The following is a 22957-nucleotide window of genomic DNA, read 5'->3' on the forward strand; positions in this document are numbered from 1 at the left end:
AACACCCTGGACACCGGACACCCGCGCGGGGGCCGGCCTCCAGGGTGTTGTCGTCAGCGGAGTCCCCGCGCGTCAGTCGCGGACTACGGGTTGACGGGGATGTACCACTGCCAGAAGAAGCTCTTGATGGTCTGCCGCAGGCTCTGCTCGTGATTGAAGTCGATGGTGCTGCCGAAGTCCCAGGTAGCGACCTCCTTGTAGGGGTCGGCCATGCAGGACGCGGTGGCGTGGATGGCCAGGGAGTGGCCGTTGTTCACGCTGGCGGTCGCGCTCTCCCACCGGCCCACCGCGCGGGTGTAGCCGTGGGACTCGACGCGGCCGGTGCTGCCATAGCCATACACGGTGCGGGTGGCGATGTTGTCGAAGCTGCCGCCCTGGGTGACGGTGTGGTTGAGCTGGTAGACGCCATCCACGGAGTAGCGGCCCGTCTCCTCCGCGATGGCGCGGTTGCCGGGGCGGTTGTCACCGTTGATGTACGTCCGGCCCGTGATGCGGCCCTGGTGGTCGAAGCGGGCCTGGCAGGGCGAGGTGCAGGTTCCGTAGACGGGCTGGACGATGTGGAGGCTCGTCATGGAGCCGTCCGGGTTGATCACCGTCACCCACTTGTCGATGGTGTAGAGCAGCTGCGAGCAGCTGAGCCGCAGCGTCAGGTTGCTGTTGCCATCCGCCGAGCCGGAGATCTCGTGCACGCTGGAGAGGAACTTGCCCTGGGCATAGGAGGTCATCCAGTGCTTGGCGCCCTCGCCGTTCCAGCCAGAGCGGCTGCTCAGGTGCGCGGAGCCGTAGAGGGAGTAGCCGCCGCCGGCGGGGCTGCGGCCCTTCACCATCTGCCACGAGCAATTGCAGGGACCCGCGGTGGGCTTCAGCAGCGCCAGCTGGTGGGCGTACACCAGCACCTCGCCGCGCAGCTCGGGGAAGGCTTCGGAGACCTGCCCGACCAGGTCGAACTTGGCGTCCCCGGTCTTCTCACGCACGAGCTTGATGGCGTCGTCCAGGTCCTCGCTCAGGCGCACCACGCCCTCGCTGGCCGCGGTCCCCATGGTCGCCACCAGCCCGCACTTGTCATCGGACTCGCAGTCCAGGGTGAGGTCGTAGGGCCGGGTGCTCACCGCCTGGCCCTTCGCGTCCTGCAGGACCAGCTTGCGCGACCAGCCCGTCTCCCACGGATCCTTCACCGCGCCGAACAGCTTGACCTCCGACTCCTTGCCCGGCTGCGGCTTGACGTCAACGCTCTCGCCGGCGCCGTCCTTGCCGTCCAGGGACACCAGCCGCAGGCCCTGCTCCGGGCTCGCGTCCTCCGACCACAGGATGCGCGCCGTCAACGCACCGTCTTCAATGTTCACGTCGACGATGGTCGCCGCGGGAGCCTGGAAGGGGCCCTCCGACTTGGTCGCCGCGTGCGCGGGTGCGGAGGCGATGAGGCCTCCGAGCGCCAGGGAGGTCAGGGACAGCGAACGCAACAGGGACGGAACGAGGCCACGAAGGCCTCGCACGGAGCTGTGGGACATGGGGTGATTCCTTGTGAGGTGAAGATGCGTGGGCTGACAGGCTTTGTCCGCCCACGTCAGGAATGCAGAGCAGCTTCCGTGCCAGTCATTGCCTTGGGGTGAGGAATAGGAAGGCTTTGCCAGTGATTTCAATCTATGCGGGCATCACTGCGATGACATGGTTTGAGCTGTGAATGTGTCCCATCGCGCTACGAAAACCGGTGGGGTTGTAGCGCGGGCTGCTACTCCCCAGGTCCACACGGGAACCGAGTCCTGCCCCCCGTGCTAGAAGGGGAGGGTGATTTCCGCCCTTCCTGGTCCGGAGCGCGCGGGCTTCGCGCGGCTCGCCTTCGAGCGCTTCGGTCCCCGCACCGTGATACGCACCGCGTTGGCGCACAGCCCCTTACGGCTGCTCACGCCTCGCAACCACGGCCACGCGGCCTGGGCCTACACCAGCTCTTTCGGCGGCGGGCTGGTGGACGGAGACCACCTGCGGCTGGAGGTGGACGTGGCGGACGGGGCCACGGCGCTCGTGGCCACCCAGGGCGCCAACCGCGTCTACCGCTCCCCCAAGGGCTGCCAGAGCGAGCTGCGGGCGCGCGTGGGCCCGGAGGCGTTGCTGGCATGGGTGCCGGACCCGACTGTCTGTTTCGCCGATGCGCGCTATTCACAGACATTTGACGTGACGCTGGCGCGGGGTGCGTGCCTGGTATTGGCGGACGTGGTGTCGGCCGGGCGCAGCGCCCGGGGGGAGCGGTGGGCCTTCCAGCGCTACGCGTCCCGCCTGCGCGTCGAGCGCGAGGGCCGCGCGCTCGTGGACGAGCGGTGGGTGCTGGACCCCGCGCACGGGGCGCTGACCGAGCGGCTGGGCCGCTTCGACGCGCTGGCGTCGGTGCTGTTGGTGGGGCCCGCGCTCTGCTCCGCGCGGGAGGCGCTGGCCGCGCGGGTGGCGGCGCTGCCGGTGAAGCCGCGCGACCGGGAGGTGGTCTCCGCGAGTCCGCTGGGCGAGGACGGGCTGCTGCTGCGCGTGGCGGCCGTCTCGCTGGAGACGCTGCTGGCCACCACGCGCGACTGGCTGTCGTTCCTGCCGGGCCTGCTCGGGGACGACCCGTGGGCCCGGCGGGTGTGACTCAGCCGTAGCGGGTGAGGTCGAACGACTCGTAGCCGGGGTACAGCCGGTCGATGTGCTCCGCCGTCAGGTTGACCAGGTCCTTGTGGTTGTTCGTCTTCCACTCGGCGGTGTTGGCGTCCATCAGGCGGCTCTCGCCGTCCGTCTTGTGCAGGCCGATGACGTGGCCTTCCGCGGCCTCGCCCGGCTTGCGCAGGCCCATCCGGTAGTGGCCGTTCTCCTTCGTGCCGTCGAACAGCTTCTGCGCGAAGGAGTCACCCTGGATGGGCTCGTAGTCCTGCACGCGCACGCCCGGGTAGCCACCGCCGCGGCCCGCGCGGAAGGCGTCGGTCTGCGCCTGGAGCTCATGGTGCGTCTGGGTGATGGCCTCCGAGTCCTGCTTCGCCTGGGCGCTGCCCGCCTTGATCTCATGGTTCAGCGCCTTGCGCTGCGCGAGCAGGCTCTGGCGCTCGTCGGGGGACAGGTCCGGGTCGGTGAGCTTTTCGTTGATGGCCCCGCGCTGCGCCTGCTTGAGCTTCAGCGCCGCGATGTCGTCCTGGAGCTTGGAGATGGAGTCGATGTTCGCGTTGTTCTTGCGCCTGATGGCGTCGCCCTGGAGCGACTCGGCGTGCTGCTTGTCGATGAGGCCGCCGAACTGGTGGTCCGTCACCTTGCCGAACGCCTGCGAGCCCTTCTTCGGGTCGCCGCCCGCTTCGATGCCGGTGCGGATCCACTCGGAGGTCATCGCGCTGCACACGCCCGCGTCCGTGCCGGAGGGCAGGCCCGGCTTCTTCAGCATCGGGTGGCCGCCCTGGTCCGTGTAGCGCAGCACCTCCGCGCCCGGGAGCTCCTGCTTCATCTCCTCGCACACCTGCTGGATTTCAGGCCGCGGCGCCGCCGCCTTGCCCTTGCCCGGCGTGCGACCCAGGGCCAGGTCCTGGATCTCACTCTCGGAGAGCTGGGGGGCCTGCAGCTGCGGGCCCTGGAGCTCGTGCGCGTTGATGTTCGGGCGCGGCGAGGAAGAGGAGGAGGAAGAGGAGGCCGGGGAGCTCATGGACGGCTTGAACGCGTCCCCCTGCGACGTCTTGTCCGGCGTGGAGGGCCGGGGGACCGGCGACGCGCTCGGGGGCGGCGACGAGGACGACGCGGCAGGCGGCTTCATCTGCGCCGGCGGCTTCGTGGAGGTCGACGAGCTCGACGAGCTCACCGTGCTCGGCACCTTCGGCGCAGCCGGGGGCGTCGTCTTGGGCGTCCGGGAGAACGCGGCCTTGATGCTCTTCATGGAGGGGACCCTCTGGAAGGGGGAAAACGCGGAACAGCCGCATCCTGGCTCAGGGTGACGCGTCGCGCTAGGTTGAAGGGGTCGAAATCCCCGCCGGACCCCCGAGGGAGTCGCGCCCATGCATCTGTCCCCCCGTGACGTGGACAAGCTGCTGCTGCATCAGGCGGGCGTGGTCGCCCAGAAGCGGTTGGCGCGGGGCCTGCGGCTCAACTACCCGGAGGCGGTGGCGCTCATCGCCACGCAGCTGCTGGAGTTCATCCGCGACGGCCGGAGCGTGGCGGAGCTGATGGACCTGGGGCGGCGGTTCCTGGGGCGCGCGCAGGTGATGGACGGCGTGCCGGAGATGCTGATGGAGGTGCAGGTGGAGGGCACCTTCCCGGACGGCACCAAGCTCGTCACGGTGCACCACCCGGTGGTGGCGGAGCACGGGGACCTGTCGTTGGCCCTCTACGGCAGCTTCCTGCCGGTGCCTTCCCTGGAGCGCTTCACGGTGCCCGCCGCGTCGCCGGAGGGGCCGCCGGGGCACGTGCGCGCGGAGGGCGGCACGGTGGAGCTGAACGCGGGCCGCAGGGCCGTCACCCTGCGCGTCACGCACCGGGGAGACCGACCCGTGCAGGTGGGCAGTCACTACCCGTTCGCGGAGGTGAACCGCGCGCTGGTGTTCGACCGGGGCGTCGCCTACGGCCACCGGCTGGACATCCCCGCGGGCACGGCGGTGCGCTTCGAGCCGGGCGAGGTGAAGACGGTGTCGCTGGTCCCCATCGCCGGGGAGCAGGTGGTGCGCGGCGGCAACGCGCTGGGCAGCGGCAAGGTGTCCGACGCGGGCCGCGAGCAGCTGCTCGCGGCCGTGCGCGCGCACGGCTTCGGTCACGAGGACGCGAAGGAGGAGGACCGCTCATGAGCCGCACGATGGATCGCCGCCACTACGCGGACATGTTCGGCCCCACCACGGGGGACCGGGTGCGGCTGGGGGACACGGGCCTGTGGCTCCAGGTGGAGCGCGACGCCACCGTGTACGGGGACGAGTGCAAGTTCGGCGGCGGCAAGGTGCTGCGCGAAGGCATGGGCCAGCGCGCGGGCGTGGGGGACAAGGGCGCGCTCGACTGCGTCATCACCAACGCGCTCATCGTGGACTGGACGGGCATCCACAAGGCGGACGTGGGCATCAAGGCCGGGCGCATCGCGGGCATTGGCAAGGCGGGCAACCCGGACGTCATGGCGGGCGTCACGCCGGGCATGGTGGTGGGCGTCACCACGGAGGTCATCGCGGGAGAGGGGCTCATCCTCACCGCGGGCGGCCTGGACACGCACATCCACTTCATCAGCCCGCAGCAGGCGGACGAGGCCATCGCCAGCGGCATCACCACCTGGGTGGGCGGCGGCACCGGCCCGGCCACGGGCACCAACGCCACCACCTGCACGCCGGGCGCGTGGAACCTGGCGCGGATGCTGGAGGCCACGGACACGCTGCCCCTGAACATCGGCCTCACCGGCAAGGGCAACACGTCGCTGCCGGACGGGTTGTTGGATCAGGTGCGCGCGGGCGCCATCGGGCTCAAGCTGCACGAAGACTGGGGCACCACGCCGGCCGCCATCGACACCTGCCTCACGCTGGCGGATGGCGAGGACGTGCAGGTCACCATCCACACGGACACCCTCAACGAGTCCGGCTACGTGGATGACTCGCTGGCCGCGTTCAAGGGCCGCACCATCCACACGTACCACTCGGAGGGCGCGGGCGGCGGCCACGCGCCGGACATCATCCGCGTGTGCGGCGCGCCCAACGTGCTGCCCAGCTCCACCAACCCCACGCGGCCGTACACGGTGAACACGCTGGATGAGCACCTGGACATGCTCATGGTGTGTCACCACCTGGACCGCGAGATTCCGGAGGACGTGGCCTTCGCGGAGAGCCGCATCCGCGGGGAGACCATCGCCGCGGAGGACATCCTCCACGACCTGGGCGCCATCAGCATGATGGCCTCCGACAGCCAGGCCATGGGCCGGGTGGGCGAGGTCATCACCCGCACGTGGCAGACGGCGCACAAGATGCGCGAGCAGCGCGGACGGCTCCCGGGCGAGCAGGGCGACAACGACAACCTGCGCATCCGCCGCTACGTGGCGAAGTACACCATCAACCCGGCCATCGCCCACGGGCTGTCCCATGAGGTGGGCTCCGTGGAGGTGGGGAAGCTGGCGGACCTGGTGCTGTGGCGGCCCGCGTTCTTCGGCGCGAAGCCGGAGCTGGTGCTCAAGGGCGGCTTCATCGCCTGGGGGCAGATGGGGGACGCGAACGCGTCCATCCCCACGCCGCAGCCGTACCTCATGCGCCCGATGTTCGGCGCGCGCGGCCGGGCGCTCGGCTCCACCAGCATCGCGTTCGTGTCCGGACGCGCGCTGGCGGAGGGCACCGTGCAGGGCCTGGGGCTCACCAAGCGGCTGTCCGCGGTGGCGAACTGCCGCCGCCTGGGCAAGAAGGACATGCGGCTCAACGACGCGCTGCCGGTCATCACGGTGGATCCCGAGACCTACGAGGTCCGGGCGGACGGAGCGCTCTTGCGCTGCGAGCCCGCGAGCTGGCTGCCCCTGGCCCAGCGCTACTCGCTGTTCTGAGGGACGCGGCCATGGCTTCCGGCTGGAGGGTGTTGCAGCTGGCGGACTCGGGCTTTCCCACCGGGGGCTTCGCGCACTCGGGGGGACTGGAGGCCGCGGTGCAGCTGGGCGAGGTGCGCGGCGCGGCCGGCGTGCGGCGCTTCGTGGAGGCGCTGCTCTGGCAGGCGGGCCTGGGAGGACTGCCGCTCCTGGGCGAGGCGTGGCGCGACCCCGCGTCGCTCCCCGCGCTGGACGCGCGCGCGGAGGTGTTCCTCACCAACCACGTGGCCCACCGGGCCAGCCGCACGCAGGGGCGGGCCTTCCTGGACACCTGCGCGCGCATCTTCCCGGACGCGGTGGGGCCGGTGCGCGAGGCGGCCCGCGCGGCCGGGGTGCGCTTCCACCATGCGCCGGTGTTCGGCGCGGTGCTGCGCGCGCTGGAGGTGGACCTGGAGGATGCGCAGCGGCTCTTCCTGTCGCTCACGCTCCGGGGCGCGCTGTCCGCGGGCGTGCGCATGGGCGTCATTGGCACGCACGAGTCGCATCAGGTGCAACATCAGGCGACGCCGCTGCTGGACGCGGTGCTGTCGCATTGCAAGGCATTGGGCGTGGAGGACCTGGCGCAGCCCGCGCCGCTCTGGGACCTGGTGGGCGCCACGCACGACCGGCTCTATTCGAGGCTGTTCCTGTCCTGACTCCAGGACGAAGGGGAGGGCGACATGCACGACGAAGACCACCGCGGACATGGGCAGGATGGACATGAGCACACGCACGAGGACTGGGAGCACCCCGGCCACTTCGACGCGCGCGACAAGCCGCACCGGCGGGACTATTCGCAGCGGGCGTTCACGATTGGCATTGGCGGGCCGGTGGGCAGCGGCAAGACGGCGCTGGTGCTGGCCCTGTGCAAGAAGCTGCGCGACCAGTACCGGCTGGGCGTGGTGACCAACGACATCTTCACGAAGGAGGACGCGGAGTTCCTGGTGCGCAACCAGGCCCTGTCCCCGGAGCGCATCAAGGCGGTGGAGACGGGCGGATGCCCGCACGCGGCCATCCGCGAGGACATCAGCCACAACCTGCTCGCGCTGGAGCAGCTGATGGAGGAGCTGCACCCGGAGCTGCTCATCGTGGAGAGCGGCGGTGACAACCTGGCCGCGCAGTACAGCCGCGAGCTGGCGGACTACACGGTGTACGTCATCGACGTGGCGGGCGGAGACAAGGTGCCGCGCAAGGGCGGGCCGGGCATCACCCAGTCGGATCTGCTGGTCATCAACAAGACGGACCTGGCGCCGCACGTGGGCGCGGACCTGGGCGTGATGGACCGCGATGCCCGGAAGATGCGCGGCCAGGGCCCCTTCGTCTTCACCCAGGTGACGCACGACGTGGGCGTGGACGCGGTGGTGGGCCACCTGCTGGACGCCTGGCGGCGGCGCTAGAGGCGACGGCTGATGGCGGCCGGAGGCCAGCACTGGCGGTGACTGGATGTCACTCCGCCGGGAGGGGAAGACAGGGACCTGACGGACGGTCCTCCCCGGGGGCACTCCGTCACTGACAGCCGGGGTGGGATGTGTACTCTGCTGCCCGTGGGCATCCTGGAGCGGGCACGTGTGGAGTGGTTCGCGACGGCGTTCGGCCTCGTGGTGGGGACCACGATGGTGTTCGTGCCGTACGAGTTCGGGGCGGCCCTCTTCCAGTTCATCTATCCGTACGTGCGTCCGCTCGGGAGCCTGTTCCTGGTGGGCTCGGCCACGATGCTCGCCGCGCTCCTGTTCCCCAACTGGCCGGCCTTCGTGGGGTGGCTGGGACGGGTGCTCTTCCTGGGCGCGGTCGGGTTCTACTGGTGGACCGCCACGGTCCTGCCCGGTGGACTCACGGGGCTGGTGCTGTACCCGCTGCTCGCGGGGCTGCTCCTGCTGGAGCAGGCCCGCCGCTTCCGGGGGCGGGGGCTGCTGGCGGTGTTCATCGCCGCGGTGGCGCTCTCCTTCGGGGTGCTGATGGTCCTGAGCCCCCATGGCTTCATCCGCTTCTCGCTGCTGGCGTTCGGTCCGTTCATCCGGGGGCTGGGCGCGCTCTTCCTTGGGACGGGGGTCCTGCTGTCGGTGGGGTTGTGGCGCGGGTGGCTGGGGCTCAGCCGGGTCGCGCTCGCGGGGTTGTGCATCCTGTTCCTGAACATGGCCCTCGCGCTGGGGTCGCGGGGGTCGTGGGCGGGGGTGGGCGTCTACGCGGTGCTGACCGTGTCGTGCGCGGTGTTGACGTGGGTGCGCGAGCTGCCGGTGCTGAGCGGGGTGCGCTGGCGGCTGTTTCGCGGCATGGCCCTGGCGTCGGTGCTGCCCATCCTGGGGGCGGGCGCGGTGGCGTCGTTCGTCGCGCAGCGGGCCATCGAGGCGGAGCTGCGGAGCAAGGCGCAGCAGGCGGTGTCCGCGGAGACGGCCTGGCTGGAGCAGACGGCGTACATGGCGCGCTCCCTGCTGCGCGCGCAGAGCCGGGATCCGGGCTTCATCGCGGCGGTGCGCGACGGGAACGTGGAGGGCATGAGCGAACGGGTGGACCTGCTGGAGAACGACTCCGGCCTGTTCGACGCGGCGTGGCTGCTGGACTCCGCTGGGAACACGCTGGTGCCCTCCACGAAGCTGAACCGGATCGGCGCCAACCACAACTACGCGAACCGGGAGTACTTCCAGCAGACGATCCAAGGCGACAACGCGGTGCTGTTGTCGCGGCCCTTCCTCACCCGCGCGGGCCTGCCCTTCGTGGTCTTCACCACGCAGGTGGAGCTGGGAGACGGCAGGCGCGCCGTGCTGGTGGGCGGGCTGTCCCTGAGGCGGCTGGGCCTGCAGCCGACGCTGGCCTCGCGCAGCTACCACGTGGAGCTGTTCGACCGGCGCGACGGGACCCTGCTGCGGGAGACGGACCGCGGCGACGTGCTCACCCGGGCGCCGGTGCTGGGGATGCTGACGCCGCAGGCGCTGTCGACGCCGGAGGGGATGCTGGAGGCGTTCGACGCGTCGGGGCACCGCCTGCTGGTGGCGCACGAGCAGGTGAGCGAGACGCCCTGGACGGTGGTGGTGACGGCGCGGCTGCGCGAGGCGTTCGCGCCGGTGACGCGCATGGGGGCGTGGGTGGTGGCCATCGCGGTGCTGGCGGGCGCCATCTCGCTACTCTTGTCGCAGTGGGTGGGGCGGGACGTGGCGCGGCGGCTGGAGGCGCTGCGGGACGGCTTCGCCGCGCTGGGCACGCCCGCCCTGGAGCGGCGGGTGCAGGCCGGGGGGGATGACGAGTTCGCGCAGCTGGCGTCGGGCTTCAACGACATGGCGGCGCGCATCGACCGCACGCAGCAGGAGCTTCGCGAGGCCATCAACATCCGGGACCAGTTCCTGTCCATGGCGAGCCACGAGCTGCGCACGCCGCTGACGCCGCTGAAGGCGACGCTGGAGCTGCTCATCCGCCAGTCCGAATCCAGCCAGGGGCTGACGCCGGAGCGGCAGCGCGCCATCTTCGACCGGCTGAACCGGCAGGTGGACCGGCTGACGCGGCTGATTGGCGACATGCTGGACGTGTCGCGGCTGCAGTCCGGGCGCTTCGCGTTGACGGTGGCGCCCATGGACCTGGTGACGCTGATGCACGAGGTGATGGAGCGCGTCCAGTCCACGCGGCCGGAGCGCGAGGGGTTGTTGTCGCTGGCGGTCCCGGACGCGCCGCTGGTGGGCCGGTGGGACGCGCAGCGGTTGGATCAGCTCTTCACGAACCTGGTGGAGAACGCGCTGCGCTACTCGCCGCCGGGGACGCCAGTGGCGGTGCGGGTGCGAGAGGAGGACGGTCAGGTGCGGGTGGACGTGGAGGACCGGGGCATCGGCATCCCGGCGGAGAGCCTGCCGCAGCTCTTCACGCCCTTCTACCGCGCGGGCAACGCCGCCGAGCACTACGCCGGGGGCCTGGGGCTGGGGTTGGCCATCTGCCGTGAAATCGTGGAGCGCCACGGGGGCCGCATCCAGGCGCGCAGCGAGGGGCCGGGCCAGGGCACGTGCTTCACGGTGTGGCTGCCCCGCGCGGCCGTCTCGGGCGCGACCTGATGCGCTACGTGGAGGCCCGTCCGTGCGCGGCGCTGGCGCCGTACGTGGAGTGCTACTGGGCGCTGGAGCTGTCGGGGCCCGCGCCGGTGGGCGTGCACCGGGTGTTGCCGGACGGGTGTCTGGACATCCTGGTGGACCTGTCGGCGGGAGCGGGCCCTCGGGTGGTGGGGGCGATGCGCACGGCGGAGGTGGTGCCGCTGGGGGACGCGGCGTCCTTCATCGCGGTGCGCTTCCGTCCGGGGGGCGCGCAGCCGTTCCTGCGGCTGCCGTTGCTGGAGTTGACGGACGCGAAGGTGGCGCTCGGGGACCTCTGGCCGCGCGAGGCGCGCGAGTGGTGGGAGCGGCTGGCGGAGGCGGAGGGGCGGGCGGCGCGCTTCGCGTTGTTGGAGCGGCTGTTGCTGGAGCGGCTGCCCGGGAGGGAAGGGGACGCGGGGGTGCGGCACGCGGTGGACCTCATCCTGGGGGCCAGGGGGCAGGTGCCGGTGCGTTCACTGGAGGGGGTGATGGGGGTGGGGGCGCGGCAGGTGGAGCGGCGGTTCCTGGCGTCGGTGGGGTTGTCGCCGAAGGTGTTGTGCCGCATCGCGCGGCTGCAGCACGCGGTGGCGCTGTCGAGCGGGCCCCGGGCGCTGGAGGGCGCGGCGTGGGCGTTGGCGGCGGGGTACTACGACCAGGCGCATCAGGTGCGGGAGTTCCGGGCGCTGACGGGGTTGACGCCGGGGGCGTATGTGCGGGAGCAGGCGGAGGTCGGATTCGTCCAATCCCCTGGCGGGGTGGATGCGTAAGGTGCCGGTGTTCTTTTCTTGATGGGGAGGCACTCCATGTCCACCGCACCGCAGCAGGCCGAGCAGCACCACCGCATCGACTACATCGAGCTTCCCGTGAAGGACATGGCGGAGGCGAAGCGCTTCTACGGCGCGGTCTTCGGCTGGAAGTTCGAGGACTACGGTCCCCAGTACACGAGCTTCATGGATGGCCGTCTGAGGGGAGGCTTCAACCCGGAGCTGGCGGTGGTGAAGGGGGGCGCGTTGATCATCCTGTACTCGAAGGACCTGGAGGCGACGCACGCGAAGGTGCGCGAGGCCGGTGGGCGCATCGTGCAGGACACGTTCTCCTTCCCAGGCGGCAAGCGCTTCCACTTCACCGACCCCACCGGAAACGAGCTGGCGGTGTGGGGCGATCCCTAGTCGCGTCCCTGTCCGGTGCGTGGGGGCAGCCGCGCGCGCCCCGGGGTTCAGGCCTGGGGCGGGAGTCCTGGCGCGGGCTGTCCCGCGCGGTCCGTCCACCGGGCGCGGATCCACCCTCGCGCGGGCTTCTCCACGCGCTCGTAGGCCAGCACGCTCAGGGACACCGTGCCCACCGCCAGCGCGGAGACCGCCCATGCGGACGTGGGCGACGCACCCAGCCGCTTGAGCACGGACTTCCACGCGAACATCACCGGCATGTGCAGGATGTAGAGCGCGTAGCTCGCCTCCCCCAGCAGGCGCAGCGGACGCGAGGCCAGCAGCCGCGCCACCGGGCCCTGGCTCCGGGGCAGCAGCACGATGAGCGCCGCGAACACCGGCGCCAGCAGCCCGTTGTGCAGCAGCGGGAAGGGCAGCGACGTGCTGCCCACCAGCGCCGCGAGGACCGCCCCACCCAGCGCCGTCAGCACCCAGGGCCGGGCGCGCGGGGCCTCCTCCGCGCGCAGCAGGAAGAAGCGCCCCGCCAGGATGCCCAGGACGAACTCCGGCAGCCGCGCCAGCGGATTGAAGCGCAACGCCAGCATCCACGGCCCGGAGTTGTACGCGGACGCCACGCCGCCCGTGTGGTCCGGATCCACCAGGATGTAGAGCGCCGGGAGCCCCAGCGCGGCCAGATACGCCACGCCCATGCCCACCACGAGCCCCCGCGTCCCCCACCGCCCCAGCCGCCCCGCGAGGAAGGGGAAGGTCGCGTAGAAGAGCGCCTCCACCGCCAGGGACCAGCCCGCGCCGTTCCAGGCGAGCGCCGTCCACGGCATCCAGCTCTGGAGCAGCAGCGGCGCCAGCACCAGCGCCTCGCCCTGCCTCCACGCCTCCGACGGGTCCGCCAGCCACGCGTCGCGCAGGCCCTTGAGGAACGCGGGCGCGGCGACGGCCAGCCCCAGCGCGTAGACGGGGTAGACGCGCGCGAAGCGGGCCACCCAGAACGCCTTGCGCGCCTCGCGCGTGTCGGGCGGCCGCTCCAGGTAGTTGTAGCCAAGGATGAAGCCCGACAGGACGAAGAAGAAGCTGACGCCCACGTACCCGCTGTCCAGCAGCCCGTGCAGGCCCGGCGGGGCCTCCGTGCCGCTGAAGACCAGGTGATACACGTGGTAGGCGACGACGTGCGCGGCCGCGAGGAACCGCAGCCCGGTGAGTGCGTCCAGGTGCTGCCGGGAGGAGGCCATGAGGGCCGCGAGTCTCGCAGCCCCCCGCCCACACCTCAATCGGCCCCCGCCGTCCTACCTAGAGCTGTTCGACCCCCGGCACGCGGGTCGCTCCTCTGACGGTGGCCTTCGCCTCCTCGGGGCGCAGCCTGGCGCGCACGCGGGGGTCCAGCTTGAGGATGACCGCTTCCACGGCCTGGGCCTGGGTGAAGTCCTCCACCGGCGTGAGCAGGAAGAAGCCGACGGCCGCGTCGCCCCCCGCCGCCAGCGCCACCTGCTGCACGTGCGTGATGAGGTCCCGCTTGGAGTCCAACCGCCCCCGGCTGAAGGCCATCTTGCCCAGCAGCTGATGCGAATAGCCGTCCTTCGTCGACAGCATGTGGGAGGTCATCTCGATGCCCTCCGGCAACGTCTCCTGCAGGAAGATGACCGACGCGGTGTCCTTCGCCCCTTCCGCGCGGGTGAGCACCTCGCGGTCCCGCTCGGGTTGGTACTCGCCGTAGCCCCGGTACTCGTTCTGCGCCAGGGCCTGCCCCTGTAAGTACATGGGGTTCGCACAGCCCAGGGACGCGCACGTCCCCCATGCGAGGAAGAGACAGAGGGTGCGGAGGTTCATGACCTGGCGTCTAACACACCGCGCTGGGGCTCCTCTGGACGCGGCGGGCACTCTCCCGAGGAATCCGGAAATGGAGTCCCTGGCCCGGGCGTAGAAGAGGCCTCATGCTCAGCCTGCGCAATCTGGTGAAGGTGTATCCGGGCCCGGTCACGGCCCTTCGTGGCATCGACCTGGACGTGCCCCGCGGGATGTTCGGGCTGCTGGGGCCCAACGGCGCGGGCAAGTCCACGCTGATGAAGATCCTCGCCGGCCTGCTGGAGCCCACCTCCGGGGAGGTGACGCTCGACGGGCTGGACCTGGTGCGTCATCCGGAGGCGCTGCGCCCGCACCTGGGCTACCTGCCTCAGGAGTTCGGCTTCTACCCGTACCTCTCCGGCCAGGACATGCTGCGCTACCTGCTGGAGCTCAAGGGCGTCACCGCGCCGCAGGGGCTGAAGGCGCTGTGCGCGGAGCTGCTGGAGCGCGTGAACCTCACGTTCGCGGCGAAGCGCAAGGTGAAGGAGTACTCGGGCGGCATGCGGCAGCGGCTGGGCATCGCCCAGGCCCTGGCGGGGAACCCCAAGCTCCTCATCGTGGACGAGCCCACCGCGGGCCTGGACCCCGAGGAGCGCCAGCGCTTCTACCGCCTCCTGGCGGAGGTGGCCGACGAGCGCACGGTGCTCCTGTCCACGCACATCGTGGAGGACGTGGCCATGCTCTGCCCGCGCTTCGCCGTCATCCGCCACGGCCGCGTGATGGCCATCACCAGCCCCAGCGAGGCGAAGGCCGCCCTCCATGACACCCTCTTCGAGGGCTCCGTCCCCCCGGCCGACATGGCCGCCTTCCAGCAAGCCCACCGCGTCACCCAGGCCGTGCTCTTCGAGGGCCGCAACCGCGTGCGCATCCACGTGACCCCGGGCGCGGCCGTGCCCCCGGGCTTCGAGCGCACGCCGCCCACGCTGGAGGACGCCTACCTGCTCCTGATGAAGGACGCGCCCGCGCCCGTGGCCCCCGCGCCCGTGGTGGCCACCCCGGCGGTGGGCACATGAACCTGTCGCGGCTGGTCCTCGTGGCGCGCACGGAGTGGCGCCACCAGGTGAAGCGCCCGTTGTTCTGGGTGCTGCTGGTGCTGCTGCTGGCCATGGTGTGGGGCGTGACGTCCGGCAACGTCACCATCTCCGCGGGCAGCTCGGAGGTGGGCGGCAAGAAGGCCTGGGTGACGAGCGCCTTCGCCGTCGCGCAGACGGTGCTGCTGCTCACCTTCCTGGTGTTCACCTTCTTCGTGTCGGTGGGCGCGGGCATGACCCTCATCTCCGACGACGAGGCCCGCGTGCAGCCGCTGCTGCACACCACGCCGCTGACGTCGGCGGAGTACGTGTGGGGCAAGTTCCTGGGCGTCCTGGGCGCGTACGTGCTGGCGCTCGGGGTGATGATGGGACTGCTCGTCTTCTTCCATCACGTCGTGCCGCCGGGCGCGTCCGCGGAGTTCCGCGGGCCCTTCGCCGCGGGCCACTACGCGGGCGCCGCGATGTGGTTCGGCCTGCCGCTCATCGTCTTCATGGCGGGCGCCGCCTTCGCCATGGGCGAGCGCACGCGCCGCGCGGTGCCGGTGTACTTCCTGCCGGTGGGCCTGCTCTTCCTCTGCGCCTTCTTCCTGTGGGACTGGACCCCCGGCTGGTTGGACCCCCGCGTGAACCGGTTCCTGATGGCGGTGGACCCCGGCGGCTACCGCTGGCTCACCGAGACGTGGATCAAGGTGGACCGGGGCGTGGACTTCTACAACACGCAGCCCGTGGGGCTGGACGCGCTCTTCGTCACCAGCCGCTTCGTGCTGATGGGCCTGGGCCTGGGCGCGGTGGCGTGGAGCGAGCGCCACTTCCGCCGCGCGCTCCGGGGCGAGGTGAGCGCGAAGGCGCCGCGCAAGGGCCAGGTCCTGGCGGCGCCCCCCGCGCAGGTGGCGCTGTCGCACGCGGAGGCGCCGCTGTCCGCGCTGCGCATGGAGGTGCGGCCGCCGGGCTTCTGGACGGGCCTGTGGACGGTGGCGCGGGCGGAGGGGCGCGGCCTGCTGTCACAGCCGGGGCTCTACCTGTTCCTGCCGCTGTTGATGTTCCAGATGGTGGCCCAGGCCGTCACGGCGGTGGGCCCCTTCGACACCAGCCTGCTGTTGGTGCCGGGGCGCTTCGCGATGCGCACGATGGATCAGGCGTCCGTGCTCGTGTGTCTGTTGTTGATGTTCTACGTGGTGGAGTCGCTGGAGCGCGAGCTGGCGTCTGGCTTCGCGCCCATCCACGACGCGACGCCGGTGCGCACGCTGTCGGTGCTGCTGGGCAAGGCGCTGGCGAACAGCCTGGTCGCGGGGGCGCTCCTCGCGGCCATGGCGCTCGCGGGCTCGCTGGTGCAGCTGTCCCAGGGCCAGGTGCCGCTGTCGCTGGTGCCCTACGCGCTCGTGTGGGGGCTGCTGCTCATGCCCACGTTCTTCCTGTGGACGGGCTTCATCCTGGCCGCGCGCGCGGCCACGGGCGGACGCTTCGGCACCTACGCGCTGGCCCTGGGGGCGCTGGGCCTCTCGGGCTTCTTCGCCGTGCGCCGCGACCTCACCTGGGTGACGAACTGGCCGCTGTGGGACGCGGTGCGGTGGACCGACCTGGGCCCCTTCCAGGTGGACCGCGCGGCGCTGGTGCTCAACCGCGTGGCCGCGCTGGGGCTGGCCGTCTTCTTCACCGCGCTGGCGGTGCGCCTGGACGGACGGCGCGCGCGCGACTCCGTGACGACGCTGGAGTCGCTGAAGCCGTCGGGCCTCATGCGGGGCCTGCGGCGGCTGGCGCCGTACGCGGTGGTGCCGGGGGTGGCGCTCGCGTGGCTGGGCATTCTGGTGGGGCAGGGGCACCAGGGCGCGGCGGCGAAGAAGCGCGCGAAGGAGTACTGGCAGAAGAACCTGGCGACGTGGAAGGACGCGCCGCAGCCGCTGCTGGTGGACGTGGACCTGGACGTGGACCTGGAGCCGGAGGCGGGGGCCTTCCGCATGAAGGGCACGTACGCGCTGGAGAACGCGCGGGACGTGGCGCTGGCGCGCTTCGCCCTCAGCGGAGGCGATGCCTGGACGGACGTGCGCTGGACGCTGGATGGCGCGGACGTGACGCCGGAGAACCGGGCCGGGCTGTATGTCTTCACGCCGTCCCAGCCGCTGCCTCCCGGAGCGAAGGTGTGGGTGGGCTTCCAGTACCAGGGCCACCTGCCGGACGGCGTGTCCCGCGCGGGCGGCGAGGCCAAGGAGTTCATCCTGCCGTCGGGCGTGGTGCTCACCAGCGAGGAGCCCACGTTCGCGCCGGTGGTGGGCTACCAGGAGGAGCGCGGGGTCGACCCCAAGGAGAACCGCTACGAGCCGCGCGTGTATCCGGGCGACTTCTACGAAGGCCCCACGGAGGCCGCCTGGGGCAGCAACCTGCCGTTCCCCTTCCGGATCCGCGTCAGCGGGCCGGAGGCCTACACGCTCAACTCCGTGGGCGTGCGCGAGAGCGACACGGTGACGGACGGGCGGCGCACGACGGTGTGGAAGAGCGACCACCCGGTGAGCTTCTTCAACGTCATCGCGGGGAAGTGGGCCCGCGTGGAGGGCGCGGGCACGGTGGTGTTCCACGACCCGGCCCACGTCTACAACGTGAAGGAGATGTCGCGGGGGCTGGACGCCGCGCGCAAGTACTACTCGGAATGGTTCCACCCGTTCCCGTGGAACGAGCTGAAGCTGTCGGAGTTCGCGGGCCTGGCCAACTACGCGCAGGGCTTCCCCACGAACATCACCTTCTCGGAGTCCATCGGGTTCCTCACGCGCACGACGCCGGAGTCGAACGCGGTGCTGCTCGTCACCGCGCATGAGGCCGCGCACCAGTGGTGGGGCAACCTGCTCATCCCCGGCAAGGGGCCCGGCGGCAACGTGCTGTCGGAGGGCCTGTCGCACTACTCGGCGCTGAAGCTCATTGAACAGCTCGACGGGCGGGAGGCGCGCGTGCAGAACGCTCGGCGGATGGAGGAGCGCTACGGCAAGGACCGGCGCGTGGACGGAGAGCAGCCGCTGGTGAAGCTGGACGGCTCGCGCGAGGGCGACACGGTGGTCCTCTACGAGAAGGGCGGCTGGACGTTCTGGATGTTGGAGGACCTGATGGGCCGGGACGCGATGCACGCGGGGCTCCAGGCCTTCCTCCGGAAGTACATGAACAACACCGACCATCCGGTGCTGCAGGACTTCCTCGCGGTGATGCGCCCCTTCGCGCCGTCCCCGGAGGCCTTCGACCGGTTCACCCGGCAGGCCTTCTTCGAGGTGGTGGTCCCCGAGTACCGCGTCACCGACGCGGAGGTGAAGAAGGTGGACGGAGGGTGGGTGACCACCGCGACGGTGACGAACGTGGGCACCGGCCGCATGCCCGTGCAGGTGGCGGTGATGAAGGCCGGAGAGACCGACGCGCTGCTCAGCGCCGGGGCGCGCATCGAACCTGGCGCCGGGGAAGCGGCGCGGGTGACGCTGCGCTCGGAGTTCCCGCCGGAGCAGCTGCTGGTGGATCCGGACGCCCGCGTGCTCCAGCTGCGCCGCGAGCAGGCCCAGGTCGCGCTCACCCCGCCGTGACACGCTGACACGCTGACACGCTGACACGCGCGCGCTCGCGTGTCGGCGACAGGTTGTCAGCGCGTCCGGCGCCCCGGCGGGTCCTCGCTCTCTCGGAGCAAGCTGGCACATCGATTGCGATGGGCATCCCCCCGCACGACGGACCTTGGGGGTCCGGCGGCATGACGGGGGTTCATCGCATGGTCGCAAGACAGTGGGCGCTGGCGTTGTCGCTGGCGGTGGTGTCGACGTCGGCGTTCGCGCAGGAAGGCGTCACGACGGGTTCGTTTCCCGTGGAGCGGCGCAACGTGGTGACGGTGTCCGTCCCCATCCAGGCGGGCAGCACCCGGGTGGTGCTGGCGGGGGAGCGCGTGCTGGGGGAGCGCTTCTCGCTGGAGTTGGGCCTGTTCGCGGGCTTCAACCACACGCGGCAACGCTTCGAGGAGCCATGGCCCAATGGCGCGGTGGGGAGCAACCAGACGCAGTACGAGCTGGGTCTGACGCCCGGGGTGCGCTTCTACCTGGCGGGCCGGGCGCCCCAGGGGCTGTGGTTGTCACCGCGCCTGGAGGTGACCCTGGGGCGGGCCTCCCATGGGATGCTACCGAGCACCTTGAACGGTCCCCTGCTCCCGGACCTCGACGCCAACCCCTGGTCCGTGGGGGGGATGGCGGTCCTGGGGTACAGCGTGGTGGTGGATCCCGGCTTCACGGTGCAGGCCGGCGTGGGCGTGGGGGCCGTGCGCAGCGCGAACTCCTACGACCAGGGCACGTGGCACTCCGACGGAGGCATGTCCGTGGAGCGGGCCCACGACACGACGTGGAGCTTCGCGCAGCGGCTCCTGCTCAACCTGGGCTGGGCCTTCTGACGCTCAGGGCTCGTGGGCCTGGGCGCTCACGGTCCACGGCGTGCGAGAGGTGTCCACCAGAAGCAGCTGGAGGTCCCAGCTCCCGGGCTCGGCGCCGGGCGCGTCGGTGGCGACGGCGAAGAGGCGCGTGTCCGCCACGGGCGCGAGGGAGAAGGTGGTGCGCGGCGCGCGGTTGGCCTCGTTCGTGGGCACCACGCCCAGGGTGATGGCGCCCCCGGAGGGCAGCGGCAGGCCGTCCGGCGCGGTGGCGGCGGCGAAGGGCACGTTGAGGAAGGGCGCGTCCGGCAGCACGCGGCGCCCGGAGCCCAGCGGGCCCACGTCCATGGCGGGCGTGTCCGACGCCGCGTGCACCCACCGCAGTCGCAGGTTGGCGGGGTCGTCCGCGAAGCGCTCCGTCAGGGACAGCAGCGTGAAGGGGTGCGCGGAAGGTCCGGGCGGCGTCAGGTAGCCCGCGGCGACCATCAGGTAGCGCTCGCCCGGGACCAGGGTGGGCGTGGTGATGGAGGCCACCGGCGGGGCCGCGGGCCGCGCTTCCGCGGGCGTGGCGGCGAAGAGGTCCAGCACGTAGGTGCCCGGCGCCACCTGGAGCGGCGAGGACAGCGCGCCGGAGGTCAGGTCCCTGAAGAACGGGTGGTCGCCGGCGAAGAGGTCCAGCGGCGGGGCGTCCGGTGACGCGTTCAACACATACAGCGTCGGGTTCTGCCGCAGGATGGCCAGCGTGCCGTCGCGGCCGGCGGTGAGCAGCGAGAAGCCGTCGCCCGCGCGCGCGGGTTGGGACAGGAGGCCGGTGGCGACGATGAGCGTGTCGGTGCCGGAGCCGAGGGCGGGCAGGGTGAACGACGTCATCACCGGGGCCGCGCCGCCGCCGCGGAGGCCCACCTGGAGCGCCGAGCCCGAGGGCACCACCAGCGCCGTCTCCCCCGAATCACTGAAGCGCGCGAGCGACGCCACCTCCACCGAGCCGTCATTGCCCAGGTCCACGTCCACCGTGGGCGCGTCCGTGCCCGCGTTGACGACGCGCAGGCGTGCCTGTCCTCCGTCCGCGGGCACGGGGTTGTCGCGCAGCAGCAGCAGGCGGAGCGCCGCGTCGGTGGGCGCGGGCGGGGAGCCGCCAGCGGCCACCACCGTCCAGCGCGTCCCGCCCTCCATGCCCACCCCGAGCGAGAGCAGGGGCCGCGACTCCGGCGCGGCGCCCGTGGGGCGCAGCTCGACGGTGATGGGGCCCGCGTCCCGCGTGAGGTAGGGCGTGGTGGCGCCATAGGCCACGGCGTTGGCCACGGGCGTGGGGTCTCCGGCGATGTAGACGTCCACCGCGGGCGCGCCCGGCGCGGCCTGCACGAGCCGCAGCTGCGCGCGGGTGGGCGGGACGAGCACCGGCCCGTCCTGCGTGGGAGGCGCATCCGGGGCGCCCACCGTGCCGCTCCCACACGCGAGCGCGAGCATGCCCAGCGACGTGAGCGCGACGATCCGCAGTGTCTTCCCCCGCAACCCGCCCATGTTGAAGTCCCCTTCTCCCGGCGAGCCACGGACTCGGCTCGGCACTGATGTCGTCGATCCCGGTAAGGGTGGACATCCTCCAAGGGGTGGCCACCCCCCCTTCGCGGCGGGACTGTCCGCCCGCGACGTTGTGCACTGGCGCACGTCGCAAGCCGAGGGCATCACGGGCGCGTGCGTCCTCCCCGGACGGTGGGTGTGATGGGCGGTGGGACCGGAGCGCCGCGCCTGAGTGCCTGCCCGGTCGCCGCGGCGCATCACACGCGGCGGGTGGCCGCCGGTTCACCTCGCGTCATCGCGGCCGTCGCGGGGAACCGCGCGTGGGTGCCTGGAGAGGCGACGGCGCTGGTAGGGTCGGCGCACCATGACCCTCGCGTCCCTTCCGCTCATCGTGTCCCTGCTCGCGGCCCAGACGCCCGCGCCGGCCCCGTCGAAGCCCGCTCCGGCGCCGGCCGCCGCGAAGGCGCCCTCCGCCGTCCCGGGGATCGCGCCGCTGCCCGGCCTGCCCAACCTGTGGACGAGCGGCGTGCCGCCGGTGCCCCCCGCGCTCTCCCAGCGCGTCCAGCAGTACCTGGAGTCGCGCTCCGCGCAGCTCCTGGACGTGAGCGGAGATGGCCAGCAGGTGCTCATCTCCACGCGCTTCGGGGACGTCAATCAGCTGCACTTGGTGGAGATGCCGCTGGGCGCGCGCACCCAGCTCACCTTCACGAAGGAGCCCATCAACCGGGCGCGCTTCCTGCCGGGCAACCCGCAGGTCATCTTCTATCTCCAGGACACGGGCGGCGGAGAGTTCTTCCAGGTGCTCAAGCTGGACCGGCGCACGGGGCGCTCGGAGCTGCTGACGGACGGCAAGAGCCGGCACGAGGAGCTGGTGGTGTCCCGGGACGGGCGCTGGCTCGCGTACGCGGGCACGGGGCGCAACGGCAAGGACACCGACGTGTACGTGGCGCCCACCGCGGACCCCAAGCAGGCGAAGCGCGTGACGGAGGCCGACGGAAGCTGGGCGCCGCTGGACTTCTCCGAGGACGGCTCGAAGCTGCTGGTGCGCCAGTTCCGCGCGGCGGATGACTCGGACCTGAGCGTGGTGGACCTGAAGACGAACGCGCGCACGCAGCTGACGCCCAAGGAGGGCAAGGGCAGCCTGGAGGCCGCCGTCTTCACGCAGGACGGGCAGGGCGTGTACGTGGCCACGGACCGCTACAGCGACTTCTCGCAGCTGTACCGCCTGCCGTTGACGGGCACGCCCCCGGCGTCCCCGCCGTCGCTGACGAAGGCGGTGCGCTGGAACGTGGAGCACCTGGAGCTGTCGCCGGACGGGCGCAAGCTGGCGGTGGCCGTCAACGAGGAGGGCTACGGCCGGCTGTACCTGCTGGACACGCGCACGCAGGCCCTGTCGCCGGTGGAGACGCCGCAGGGGGTCATCGCGGAGGTCCGCTTCCCGCCGAAGCGCTCGGACCGGGTGGCGTTCTCGCTCACGTCGTCGCGGGTCCCGCTGGATGTCTTCACGGTGGACCTGGGCACGAAGAAGAGCACGCGCTGGACGCGCTCGGAGGTGGGCGGGTTGGATCCCGAGACGTTCGTGGAGCCGGAGCTGGTGCGCTACCCGTCCACGGACGGCGTGAAGGTGCCGGCGCTCCTGTACCTGCCGAAGCACGTGAAGGGGAAGGTGCCCGTGGTGGTGATGTTCCACGGCGGGCCGGAAGGTCAGAGCCGGCCTGGCTTCAGCGCGCAGCTCCAGCTGATGGCGACGGAGCTGGGGATGGCGGTGCTCCTGCCCAACGTGCGCGGCTCGGAGGGGTACGGCAAGGCGTTCCGGGCGATGGACGACGGCGTGAAGCGCGAGCAGAGCCTGGCGGACATCGGGGCCACGCTGGACTTCGTCGCGTCGCGGCCGGAGCTGGACGCGTCGCGGGTGGGCATCTTCGGCGGCTCGTACGGGGGCTACATGACGCTGGCGACGGTGGCGTTCTTCCCGGACCGCGTGAAGGCGGCGGTGGACGTGGTGGGCATCTCGTCGCTGCCGTCGTTCCTCCAGAACACGCAGGCGTACCGGCGGGACCTGCGGCGCGCGGAGTACGGCGATGAGCGCGACCCGGCCGTGCGCAAGGTGCAGGAGCGCATCTCTCCGCTGGGCTCGGTGGACAGGATCCGCGCGGCGCTCTTCGTGCAGCAGGGCGCCAACGACCCGCGCGTGCCCCAGTCGGAGGCGGAGCAGATCGTCCAGGCGGTGCGCAAGAAGGGCTCGGACGTCTGGTACCTGCTGGCCACGGACGAGGGGCACGGGTTCCAGAAGAAGCCGAACCGGGACATGGCCACGACCACGGCGCTGATGTTCTTCGAGAAGCACCTGCTGAGCCCGTCCGAGGGGCAGGCAGGCGGCACTGCGGACGGGAAATAGCCTTCGGCGCGCAACGACTTCCTCCGCGACGGAGATGGCGTCACCCAGGGTCGTTACACATTGTCAGTGAAGAGGATGTGGG

Annotated in this window: 18 protein-coding genes; 13 read left to right on the top strand and 5 right to left on the bottom strand. The window is 71.6% G+C overall.

Annotation, left to right across the window (positions count from 1 at the left end; all coding sequences use genetic code 11):
- Positions 1–83: 83 nt before the first annotated feature.
- Entirely contained in the window at positions 84–1508 is a 1425-nt protein-coding gene (locus tag GTY96_RS12665; protein ID WP_161664848.1) for a hypothetical protein, read from the bottom strand.
- 277 nt (positions 1509–1785) lie between these two features.
- Between GTY96_RS12665 and GTY96_RS12670 the strand changes: the two genes are divergently transcribed.
- Positions 1786–2616, top strand: a complete 831-nt coding sequence (locus tag GTY96_RS12670) for an urease accessory protein UreD (RefSeq protein WP_161664849.1) — start codon at positions 1786–1788, stop codon at positions 2614–2616.
- Position 2617: 1 nt separating this feature from the next.
- Here the strand turns inward: GTY96_RS12670 and GTY96_RS12675 are convergent, their stop codons facing one another.
- Positions 2618–3649, bottom strand: a complete 1032-nt coding sequence (locus GTY96_RS12675; RefSeq protein ID WP_161664850.1) for a hypothetical protein — start codon at positions 3647–3649, stop codon at positions 2618–2620.
- Between GTY96_RS12675 and GTY96_RS12680 the strand changes: the two genes are divergently transcribed.
- The 8 genes from GTY96_RS12680 to GTY96_RS12715 all read left to right on the top strand — a co-directional run bounded on the left by GTY96_RS12680 (position 3648) and on the right by GTY96_RS12715 (position 11723).
- Positions 3648–3935: a hypothetical protein gene (locus GTY96_RS12680; protein WP_161664851.1), complete on the top strand. Its 288-nt coding sequence runs from the start codon at positions 3648–3650 to the stop codon at positions 3933–3935. The genes GTY96_RS12675 and GTY96_RS12680 overlap by 2 nt on opposite strands.
- A gap of 60 nt (positions 3936–3995) precedes the next feature.
- A complete protein-coding gene (gene ureA, locus GTY96_RS12685; RefSeq protein ID WP_161664852.1) occupies positions 3996–4778 on the top strand; it encodes an urease subunit gamma in 783 nt (260 codons plus the stop codon).
- Positions 4775–6490 (top strand): urease subunit alpha, encoded by a 1716-nt coding sequence (gene ureC / locus GTY96_RS12690; RefSeq protein ID WP_143906230.1) that lies wholly within the window; start codon positions 4775–4777, stop codon positions 6488–6490. The genes ureA and ureC overlap by 4 nt, the downstream gene beginning before the upstream one ends.
- 11 nt (positions 6491–6501) lie before the next feature.
- Positions 6502–7164: an urease accessory protein UreF gene (locus tag GTY96_RS12695; RefSeq protein WP_161664853.1), complete on the top strand. Its 663-nt coding sequence runs from the start codon at positions 6502–6504 to the stop codon at positions 7162–7164.
- Positions 7165–7188: 24 nt separating this feature from the next.
- Positions 7189–7905, top strand: a complete 717-nt coding sequence (ureG, locus tag GTY96_RS12700; protein ID WP_161664854.1) for an urease accessory protein UreG — start codon at positions 7189–7191, stop codon at positions 7903–7905.
- A 129-nt stretch (positions 7906–8034) separates the two neighbouring features.
- Complete coding sequence (locus tag GTY96_RS12705; protein ID WP_201756026.1) at positions 8035–10539, top strand: sensor histidine kinase; 2505 nt, start codon at positions 8035–8037, stop codon at positions 10537–10539.
- Positions 10539–11321, top strand: a complete 783-nt coding sequence (locus GTY96_RS38235; RefSeq protein WP_161664855.1) for an AraC family transcriptional regulator — start codon at positions 10539–10541, stop codon at positions 11319–11321. The genes GTY96_RS12705 and GTY96_RS38235 overlap by 1 nt, the downstream gene beginning before the upstream one ends.
- A 36-nt stretch (positions 11322–11357) precedes the next feature.
- Entirely contained in the window at positions 11358–11723 is a 366-nt protein-coding gene (locus tag GTY96_RS12715; RefSeq protein ID WP_161664856.1) for a VOC family protein, read from the top strand.
- 47 nt (positions 11724–11770) lie between these two features.
- Here GTY96_RS12715 and GTY96_RS12720 read toward each other — a convergent pair whose 3' ends face one another.
- On the bottom strand, positions 11771–12946 hold the full coding sequence (locus GTY96_RS12720) for an acyltransferase family protein (RefSeq protein WP_161664857.1): 1176 nt from the start codon (positions 12944–12946) through the stop codon (positions 11771–11773).
- 58 nt (positions 12947–13004) lie between these two features.
- Positions 13005–13541 carry a hypothetical protein gene (locus GTY96_RS12725; RefSeq protein WP_161664858.1) on the bottom strand — a complete coding sequence of 179 codons (537 nt, stop codon included), beginning with the start codon at positions 13539–13541 and terminating at the stop codon, positions 13005–13007.
- Between the two features lie 104 nt (positions 13542–13645).
- Between GTY96_RS12725 and GTY96_RS12730 the strand changes: the two genes are divergently transcribed.
- The 3 genes from GTY96_RS12730 to GTY96_RS12740 all read left to right on the top strand — a co-directional run bounded on the left by GTY96_RS12730 (position 13646) and on the right by GTY96_RS12740 (position 18983).
- Entirely contained in the window at positions 13646–14569 is a 924-nt protein-coding gene (locus GTY96_RS12730; protein ID WP_161664859.1) for an ABC transporter ATP-binding protein, read from the top strand.
- Entirely contained in the window at positions 14566–18138 is a 3573-nt protein-coding gene (locus GTY96_RS12735) for a M1 family aminopeptidase (protein WP_161664860.1), read from the top strand. Before GTY96_RS12730 ends, GTY96_RS12735 begins: the two co-directional genes overlap by 4 nt.
- A gap of 179 nt (positions 18139–18317) precedes the next feature.
- Positions 18318–18983 carry a hypothetical protein gene (locus tag GTY96_RS12740; protein ID WP_161664861.1) on the top strand — a complete coding sequence of 222 codons (666 nt, stop codon included), beginning with the start codon at positions 18318–18320 and terminating at the stop codon, positions 18981–18983.
- A 3-nt stretch (positions 18984–18986) separates the two neighbouring features.
- Here GTY96_RS12740 and GTY96_RS12745 read toward each other — a convergent pair whose 3' ends face one another.
- Positions 18987–20480 (bottom strand): DUF4397 domain-containing protein, encoded by a 1494-nt coding sequence (locus tag GTY96_RS12745; protein ID WP_161664862.1) that lies wholly within the window; start codon positions 20478–20480, stop codon positions 18987–18989.
- A 361-nt stretch (positions 20481–20841) separates the two neighbouring features.
- Between GTY96_RS12745 and GTY96_RS12750 the strand changes: the two genes are divergently transcribed.
- On the top strand, positions 20842–22875 hold the full coding sequence (locus tag GTY96_RS12750; protein WP_161664863.1) for a S9 family peptidase: 2034 nt from the start codon (positions 20842–20844) through the stop codon (positions 22873–22875).
- Positions 22876–22957: the final 82 nt, after the last annotated feature.

Origin of the sequence: Corallococcus silvisoli, assembly GCF_009909145.1 — a bacterium.
GTDB classification, from domain to species: Bacteria; Myxococcota; Myxococcia; order Myxococcales; family Myxococcaceae; genus Corallococcus; species Corallococcus silvisoli.